Below are 9227 nucleotides of genomic sequence, written 5' to 3'. Positions count from 1 at the left end.
ACCTGTATTTTTTGGCCGCGATTGGAATCGCAGGCCTTTTGGCCGTGGGGACGGCTGTGCGGTACATGCTTGTGACACGCTTAGGTGAACGTGTTGTGGCGGACATTCGCAAGGCCGTGTTCAACCGCGTTATCGCCATGTCGCCCAGTTTCTATGAAAACATCATGACGGGTGAGGTACTAAGCCGGATCACCACGGATACCACGCTGATCTTGAGCGTAATTGGGTCTTCGGTGTCCATTGCCCTGCGTAATCTGCTGATCTTCATCGGTGGATTGGTCCTGATGCTGCTGACGTCGGCAAAACTGACCGGGCTGGTATTGTTGATCGTGCCTGCCGTCATCATCCCGATCCTGGTGCTGGGGCGTCGGTTGCGGGTGCTGAGCCGCGAGAATCAGGACTGGATTGCTGCATCGTCGGGCCGCGCGTCTGAGCAGTTGAGCGCCGTGCAGACTGTGCAGGCTTTCACGCACGAGGCGGCCAGCCGGGGCATGTTTTCAGAGGTCACCGAGCAAAGCTTTGGATCAGCGCGCAGGCGGATTGCGACACGTGCGTTGATGACGGCGATAGTCATCTTTCTGGTCTTCGTCGGGATCGTGGGGGTGCTTTGGATAGGAGCCAATGATGTGCGCTCGGACGCGATGACGATGGGCGCCCTGATCCAGTTTGTCATCTATGCGGTCATGGTCGCGGGGGGCGTTGCGGCGCTGTCCGAGATCATTGGTGAGTTGCAGCGCGCTGCTGGAGCAACCGAACGTTTGGTTGAACTGCTGCAAACCGACGATGCCGTGCAGGACATCGCGCAACCTGTGCAAGTGCCTCAGCCGGTGTCTGGTCACATCACCTTTGAGGACGTGCGCTTTGCATACCCTGCGCGTCCTGCGATCAACGCCCTGGATGGTGTGTCATTAGACATTCAGCCGGGAGAAACAGTTGCTTTTGTCGGGCCATCGGGTGCCGGGAAAACCACTATTATCCAGATGCTCTTGCGTTTTTACGACCCGCACGCAGGGCGAATTCTGCTGGACGGAACGGATGTGTCACAGATGGAGCGGGAAGCCTTCCGTCAACACATCGCGCTCGTACCGCAGGACCCGATCATCTTTGCGGCATCTGCCGCTGAGAACATTGCATTCGGACGTCCGGGTGCGACGCAGGCCGAGATTGTCGCGGCGGCACAGGCAGCTGCAGCGCATGACTTCATCTCGGCCTTGCCGCAGGGATATGACAGCCCATTGGGCGAGCGCGGTGTAATGCTGTCTGGCGGTCAGAAGCAGCGCATCGCAATTGCGCGGGCTATTCTGCGGGATGCCCCCGTCTTGTTGTTGGACGAGGCCACCAGTGCATTGGATGCGGAAAGCGAACGTGCAGTTCAAGAGGCCGTGGATACCCTGGCGCAGGGCCGCACCACGTTGATCGTGGCCCACCGCCTTGCAACGGTCAAAATGGCGGACCGTATCATCGTTCTGGATCAGGGACGCATCGTGGCACAGGGACCGCACCACCAATTGGTGGCGGAGGACGGCCTCTATGCCCGTCTGGCGCGTTTGCAGTTCACAGATGGTGTGGCCGCCGAATAGTGTAGCCGCTTTTGACCTTAGGTCACTGCATCTGACGCCGCGTCCCGGCGGTCCCCTGCCCCTTGCAATGCTTGAACATTGCGGCAATCCACCGCATCTTGTTGCGAGGGACAATTGCGCCGCAACAAAGAATACAGGGCGCTACAGGGAGGATGACCATGCCATTTGCCGGAATCGCGGACCGCGACGCCATTCAGAACGAAATGCCATGGGAAGAGCGTGACGTCGCCAAAACCCTCTTTGGTATGTTGAGCCGAACGGCTGAAAATTACCCCAACCACAACGCCGTCAGCTACCAGATTTTCTCTGACCCAAAGTCGAAGGCCGAGACGCTGACATGGTCGCAGCTTCAGGGCCGCACAGCGCAATGTGCCAACATGTTCCGCAAGCACGGCATCGGTCCGACCGACGTTGTCGCTTACATCCTGCCCAATGCCACGGAAACCGTTGTGACGCTTTTGGGTGGTGCGACGGCCGGCATCGTGAACCCGATCAATCCGCTGCTGGACGCCGAACAGATCGGTGCCATCCTGCGCGAAACGGATGCCAAGGCTGTAGTTACCCTGCGTGCTTTCCCAAAGACGGATGTGGCCGAGAAGACCACCGAAGCGGTGAAGCTGGCCCCCAACGTCAAGACCGTATTCGAGGTTGATCTGCTGGGCCATGTGTCAGGTCTGAAATCCTTTATCATTCCGCTGATCCGTCCGAAGTTCGAGAAGGCTTCGGGTGTCACCTATCTGAATTTCAACGAAGAATGTGCCAAGCATCCAACAACGCTGCAGTTCGAGGATGTGCAGGAAGACCGCGTTGCGTGCTACTTCCACACCGGTGGCACCACTGGCATGCCGAAGGTTGCGCAGCACAAGTATTCGGGCATGGTCTACAATGGCTGGGTCGGGGCGACTGTGCTGTTGACTGCCGAGGATAACATATTGGCGCCATTGCCACTTTTCCACGTCATGGCGGCGCATGTTTTGCTGCTGGGGGCGGTTGCGTCCGGTGCGCATTGCATTTTCCCGACGCCACAGGGCTACCGGGGCGAGGGCGTGTTTGACAATATCTGGAAGCTGACCGAGCGGTGGAAGATCACCTTCATCGCATCCGTTCCAACAGCCATCGCGGCCATGATGCAGCGCCCGATTGATGCTGATATCGGCACTGTGAAATCAACCTTCTCGGGGTCGGCGCCGCTGCCTCAAGAGCTGTTCAAGCGCTATGAGAGTGCTGCGGGCGTGGAGATTGTTGAAGGCTACGGCATGACCGAGGCGACCTGCCTTGTGTCCGGTAACCCGATTGATGGCGAGAAGAAAATCGGGTCAGTTGGCATCCCATTCCCCTACACGGACGTCAAGATCTACAAGGGCACACCGGACGGTCCAATCGAGGCGGGCGTAGACGAGATTGGCGAGATTTGTGTGAGCAACCCGGGTGTCTGGGCGGGCAACACCTATACCGAGGCCGACAAGAACAAAGACTTGTATTACAACGAAAAATACCTGCGCACAGGTGACCTGGGTCGCTTTGACGAAGACGGGTATTTGTGGATCACGGGCCGTGCCAAGGACCTGATCATTCGTGGTGGCCACAACATCGATCCAGCCGAGATTGAAGAGGCACTGCTGGGCCATGAGGCCGTGGCTTTTGCTGGTGCGATTGGTCAGCCGGACAAGCATTCGGGTGAGCTGCCTTGCGCCTATGTCGAGCTGGTTGATGGTGCGAGCGTGACGCCGGATGAGTTGATGGCGTTCTGCAAGGAACATGTGCACGAGCGGGCCGCGCAGCCCAAGCATATGACCATCATGGACGAATTGCCGAAGACGGCCGTTGGCAAGATCTTTAAGCCGGACCTGCGCAAGGAAGCGATCACACGTGTTTACAACGCGGCGTTGACCGAGGCCGGGCTGAAGGCGCAGGTCGTGGCCGTGATCGACGACAAGAAGCGTGGGTTGGTCGCTCAGGTGGCGGCACACGGTGAGGGCGAGACGGCGATCCAGACTGTGCTGGGTGATTTTGTCCGGCCGTGGGAAATGGCATCCGAGGCGATGGCGGCCCAGTAAATCCTAACGCACCGTGCGGTGTGGTTTGACAGAGTGAAAGGCGCGGAACTGCGAAGTTTGCCGCGCCTTTTGCGTTTTTTGGCCCTCAGCATTTCCCCTGTTTTTTCGCCAGTTGGGCTGTTCCGCATATTTTGGCTGCGAAACTGCGCATTTTGCCTCTGAACCGCCATTAACCTGCGTTTTACCAACACCCTTCCGTTAACCTTTGGCGACGTCCCTTAACCTTCTCTTCACCGGGCGGTCGGAACCTGACGGAGACGTGACCGCATGTCCCGGTGTTCTGTTTTATCCTTCTACCAAGACGTGTCGGAAAGGGGACAAGATGCCGAAGTCGAAAAAACGTGTGAAAGCGGCACAATCCAAGCCGGAGAAAAGCGATCTGTCGCGCCGGACGGTACTGGGTGGCGGTGCGGCTGCATCCGCCGTCGTGTTGGGCGGTGGGTTTTGGGGCGTGAGTTCGTTCCGGACCTATGCCGCTGAACATGATCTGAGCCGCGTCGGCCAGGGCGATCTGGCGATTGTGCAGGTCCATGACCCGCAATGTCCCACCTGCACGGCTTTGCAGAAACAGACCCGCAAGGCGCTGCGCGACTTTGACGATTGCGGGTTGGTGTATCTGGTGGCAGACATCAAGACGCCCGAGGGGGCGGCCTTTGCCCGCCGGTTCAATTCACCGCACGTGACGTTGTTGCTGTTTGACGGGCAGGGGGAATTGCAGCGCCGGGTGCAGGGGATGCAGCAGGCGGCGCAGTTGGCCGAAGTGTTTGCGGATTACAAGGCGACGGCCTGAGCGGAGAACCGGGGCACGGAATCGAGCCGAAGGCGCCGTGCCAGTGGCGGCCCGTCCGGGCGGGCTGCCGCTTTGGGTCTGTTTGTGCGCTGAAGCTGCGTTTCGGGCAAATACTGACCATAAATCGAGGGGAATGAACGGCTGAGCGGCAGCCCACGGGCCGCCACTGGCACGGCTTCGGTCAGCGCAGGAACGGTTTGGCCTTCATCGTGTCGGGGATGTCGGCGCCGAGGCGGTTCAGGATCGTGGGGGCCAGTTGCAACTGGTCGATCACGGTGTCTGCATCGGGGCCTTTGACCTCTCCGAAATAGTAGAGCGCCGTTTCCTGCTGGAGCGCGCCGCGCCCGCCATGGTGGCCGCGGTCGTCCTGTCCGTGGTCGGCGGTCACGATCACTTCGTACCCCATGGCGCGCCAGCGTGGGATGAATGGGGCCAGCATTTCGTCCATGACGAAACAGGCGGCATCCATTTCCTGACAATCGTGGAAGAAGCGGTGCCCCATACTGTCGAGTGTGCAGGTGTGCAGCATGCCGTAGGTCAGATCGAACCGGGCGCAGAGGTTCGTGAGCGTGCCGAAGAGGTCCACGTCTGACGGCGTCATCTGGTTGTTCGCCCCGTAACCCGTCATGCTGTGGAACCGGCCATGGTTGATCGTGGCGCTGTCTGGTTCGTCATATTCGATGTCGCGGACAAAATCGAAGGGGTGGCGGTTGAAGAATTCCGACCAGAAGGAATGGGCGACGGCCCCTGTGGTGCCGCCTGCCTTGCGGACCTGTCCGAAGACGTCCGGGTGGGTGAGTCGGAATACGTTGCCATTGCCGGTGCAGCCATGTTCGGCGGGCGTGACCCCGGTGTGGATCGAGGCGTAGCAGGATGCCGAGATGGAGGGGATCACGCTGCGATGTGTCCATGTCTGAGCGGCGCCGCTGTCGACCCACCCTTCGAGATTGCCGAAGAGGCGGCGGAAATTGCGCAGCGGTACGCCGTCGAGGATGATCAGCAGGAGTTTGTTGGTCATGGCGGGCCCCCTTCGTGTCAGGGCACTGTAGGCAGACAGATGTGTCGGGACCAAGACATGTTTGTGCAGGTGAGGTTGCGAAATTGGCGGGCGGGACGGGTCGGACGCGCTTTGCCCTTGGCAAAGACGCCCCGCCCACCGTCCCTTAGTTTCCGGCGCTTTCCATTTTGCGGTTGGCGATCACGTCTTCGAGCCAGCCGAGTTTCATTTCCGGCACCGAGCTGAGCAGGAGGTCAGTATAGTCGTCATAGGGCGGCGTGAGCACGTGGGACTTGGTGCCATAGCGCTGGACCTTGCCCTGGTACATCACGGCGATGCTGTCCGAGATCGCTTTGACCGTGGCGAGGTCATGGGTGATGAAAAGATACGCCACATCCTCGATCTTTTGCAGGTTCAGGAGTAGTTTGAGGATGCCGTCCGCGACCAGCGGGTCGAGGGCGGATGTGACCTCATCACAGATGATCAGCTTGGGTTTGGCAGCGAGGGCGCGGGCGATGCAGACCCTTTGTTTCTGTCCGCCAGAGAGTTCCGCCGGGTAGCGGTCCTGGAAGCCTTTGCCGAGTTCGATTTCGTCTAGCAGTTCCTGGATGCGTTTCTGTTTCTCGGCGCCTTTGAGGCCGAAGTAGAATTCCAGCGGCCGCCCAATGATCGTGCCCACCGTCTGGCGCGGGTTCATGGCGGTGTCGGCCATCTGGTAGATCATCTGCAGCTCGCGCAGGTCTTCGATGCTGCGGCTGGGTTGATCGGGGGTGAGTGTGCGGCCTGCGAAGGTGATCTTGCCTGCCGTGGGGGGCAGAAGGCCCGTGATCACGCGGGCGAGGGTGGATTTGCCGGAACCAGATTCCCCCACCACCGCTAGTGTCTGGCCCGGGCTGATGTCGACGCTGACATCGTGCAGGACGTCGAAATTCGTTCCCTTGTAGCGGGCGGTGATGTTTTCGACGCGCAGGACGGGTTCGGTGGGTTGTTTTTCTTCGTGGGTGATCGAGCGGACTGAGACGAGCGCCTCGGTGTAGTCTTCTTGGGGTGCGTTGATGATCTGATCGGTGGTGCCGTATTCGACCATATTGCCGTGCCTCAGCACCATGATGTGGTCGCTGACTTGTGCGACAACGGCGAGATCGTGGGTGATGTAGAGCGCGGCCACCCCGGTATCGCGGATGGCGTCCTTGATCGCTTTCAACACTTCGATTTGCGTGGTGACGTCGAGCGCGGTGGTGGGTTCGTCGAACACCACGAGGTCGGGTTCGGGGCAGAGCGCGAGCGCTGTCATGCAGCGCTGGAGTTGCCCACCGGAGACCTGGTGCGGGTAGCGGTTTCCGATCGTGTCGGGGTTGGGCAGGCCGAGCTTGGTGAACAGTTCCACGGCGCGTTTTTGCGCTTGCGCCTTGGTAAATTTGCCCTGGCCCACGGCGGCCTCTATCACCTGTTCCATGATCTGTTTGGCCGGGTTGAAAGAGGCAGCGGCGGATTGGGACACATATGTCACTTCGGCCCCGCGCAGCTTGCGGATGTCCTTGAGCGGTGCCTTCAGGACGTCGCGCCCGTTCACTTCGACCGAACCGGCGGTGAGTTTCACGCCGCCACGCCCATAGGCCATGGAGGCGAGGCCGATGGTGGATTTGCCTGCGCCGGATTCGCCGATCAGGCCCAGCACCTTGCCCGGTTCGACGTCGAAGTCGACGCCGTGCACGATTTCGATGTCGTGGGGTTTTTCACCCGGTGGGTACACGGTGGCACCAATCTTGAGGCCGCGGACTTTGAGCAGTGGTGTGGTCATGGTTGCGTATTCCCGGGGGCGCTGCCCCCGGACCCCCGAGGTATTTTGGGCCAAAAGAAGGGAAGAGTCATCCGCGGCCTCCCTTGAGTGAGGTTGTGCGGTTGAGAATCCAGTCGGCGATCAGGTTTACGCTGATTGCGAGCGTGGCGATTGCGACGGCCGGGTAGAGGGCTGCGCCGATGCCGAAGTTGATCCCTTCCTTGTTCTCTTTCACGATGCCGCCCCAGTCTGCGAGCGGGGGTTGGACACCGATGCCGAGGAAGCTGAGCGTCGAGATGAAAAGCACCATGAAGATGAAGCGCAGGCCCATTTCCGCCACGAGCGGAGAGAGCGCGTTGGGCAGGATTTCTCGGAAGATGATCCAGCCGAGTTTTTCACCCCGAAGCCGGGCCGCTTCAACGTAATCCATGACGCTGATGTCTACCGCGACCGCGCGCGCGAGACGGTAGACGCGGGTGCTATCGAGCAGGCCCATAATGATGATGAGGGTGACGACCGTGGCCTCGATGCTGGACAGGATCACGAGCGCCAGGATCAGGGAGGGGATCGACATGAAGAGGTCGACGAGGCGACTCATCACCTGGTCGATCCAGCCGCCCGAGACGGCGGCGAGGAAGCCGAGGACGGAGCCGGTGGTGAAGCTGAGGATCGTGGCGGCGGTGGCGATGAAGATTGTGGTTTGGCCGCCAAAGATCATGCGGGTGAGCAGGTCGCGCCCGATCTGGTCGGTGCCGAGCCAATGGGCGGCGGAGGACGGCTCCCACACGTCGCCGACGGTTTCGGCCATGCCGTAGGGGGCTATAAGAGGCGCGAAGAGGGCGGCGAGGAAGTAGGTGCCGGTGATCAGCAGGCCGATGGCGGCGGAGAGGGGGATGTTTTTTAACATTGGTTTTCGCCTTGGCTTTGGCGTCGTTGGGAGGCTGGAATGGCTACCGGGTGCCTCCCCGCGCCCTTGCTGGGCAAAGACGCTTGGTCGCACGAAATGGGTTTTCTCGGTGAAAAACTCATTTTGGGTGCCTCAATCGCGGATTGGCCAGAATGGAAACCACGTCCGCCACAATGTTGAGGAGGATGTAGACGGCGGCGAAGATCACACCGCAGGCGAGTACTACGGGGACGTCCCGTTTGACCACGGCATCCACAAGGTATTGGCCCATGCCGGGGTATGCAAAGACCACTTCGACCACCACGACACCCACCACGAGGTAGGCAAGGTTGATCATCACCACGTTCACGATGGGCGCGATCGCGTTGGGAAAGGCATGGCGGTAGATGACTTTGAACGTTGTCAGGCCCTTGAGCTCTGCCGTTTCGATATAGGCCGATTGCATCACGTTCAGGATGGCGGCGCGTGTCATGCGCATCATATGCGCCAGCACCACCAGCGTCAGCACGGCGACGGGCAGCGAGATGGCGTGGAGTTGTTCCAGAAGCGGCATGCCTGGGCTGATCGAGGCAAAGGACGGAGCCCAGAACAGTTTGACCGCGAAGAAGAAGACGAGGATGTAGGCGATCATGAACTCGGGCAGCGAGATCGAGGCAAGTGTGACGCCTGAGATCAGCTTGTCAGGCCAGCGGTTCTGGAATCGCACGGCGACGAGACCCAGAAGGATTGCGAGGGGAACCGAGATAATGGCCGCCCAGAAGGCGAGAAACAGCGTGGAAGACATGCGCCGCGCGATCTGTTCCCCGATGGGCAGCTTGTTGGTCAGCGCCACCCCCATATCCCCGGTCACGATGCCGCCCAGCCATTCGAAGTAGCGGGTCAGGGCCGGGCGGTTCAGGCCCATTTCTTCGCGCAGGTTGGCAAGGCTTTCGGGCGTCGCGGATTGGCCCAGAATGGCCTGTGCTGCGTCACCGGGCAGGATTTCTGTCAGGCCAAAGATCAGGGCAGAGGCCGCGAACAACAGCAACACACCAAGAGCGAGGCGTTCTGCGACAAGTTTCAGGATGGGGTGCATGGGGTGGGGTCCTGATGGGACCGGTGCCGCCCGGTCAGGGG

7 protein-coding genes are annotated in these 9227 nt (G+C 60.3%); 3 read left to right on the top strand and 4 right to left on the bottom strand.

The genetic code is table 11. From position 1 onward, the window contains the following. From AC6RA8_RS00580 to AC6RA8_RS00570, 3 genes are all read left to right on the top strand, one after another. Positions 1–1580 (top strand): ABC transporter transmembrane domain-containing protein (locus tag AC6RA8_RS00580; protein ID WP_500350179.1); only part of this gene is annotated, 1580 nt, incomplete at its 5' end. A 158-nt stretch (positions 1581–1738) separates the two neighbouring features. After that, complete coding sequence (locus tag AC6RA8_RS00575; RefSeq protein ID WP_500350178.1) at positions 1739–3637, top strand: acyl-CoA synthetase; 1899 nt, start codon at positions 1739–1741, stop codon at positions 3635–3637. Positions 3638–3959: 322 nt separating this feature from the next. Then, positions 3960–4427 (top strand): hypothetical protein, encoded by a 468-nt coding sequence (locus tag AC6RA8_RS00570; protein ID WP_500350177.1) that lies wholly within the window; start codon positions 3960–3962, stop codon positions 4425–4427. Positions 4428–4608: 181 nt separating this feature from the next. On the opposite strand, the gene AC6RA8_RS00565 is transcribed toward AC6RA8_RS00570, so the two are convergent. From AC6RA8_RS00565 to AC6RA8_RS00550, 4 genes are all read right to left on the bottom strand, one after another. Next, positions 4609–5445: an alkaline phosphatase family protein gene (locus tag AC6RA8_RS00565; protein WP_500350176.1), complete on the bottom strand. Its 837-nt coding sequence runs from the start codon at positions 5443–5445 to the stop codon at positions 4609–4611. Between the two features lie 145 nt (positions 5446–5590). Beyond that, on the bottom strand, positions 5591–7225 hold the full coding sequence (locus tag AC6RA8_RS00560) for an ABC transporter ATP-binding protein (protein WP_500350175.1): 1635 nt from the start codon (positions 7223–7225) through the stop codon (positions 5591–5593). 67 nt (positions 7226–7292) lie between these two features. Further along, on the bottom strand, positions 7293–8111 hold the full coding sequence (locus tag AC6RA8_RS00555; RefSeq protein ID WP_500350174.1) for an ABC transporter permease: 819 nt from the start codon (positions 8109–8111) through the stop codon (positions 7293–7295). Between the two features lie 118 nt (positions 8112–8229). Further along, positions 8230–9186: an ABC transporter permease gene (locus AC6RA8_RS00550; RefSeq protein WP_500350173.1), complete on the bottom strand. Its 957-nt coding sequence runs from the start codon at positions 9184–9186 to the stop codon at positions 8230–8232. Between the last annotated feature and the right edge of the window lie 41 nt (positions 9187–9227).

Source organism: Tateyamaria sp., from assembly GCF_059783535.1.
The sequence above is the reverse complement of the archived record's forward strand: the minus strand, read 5'-3'. Positions and strand labels throughout refer to the sequence as shown.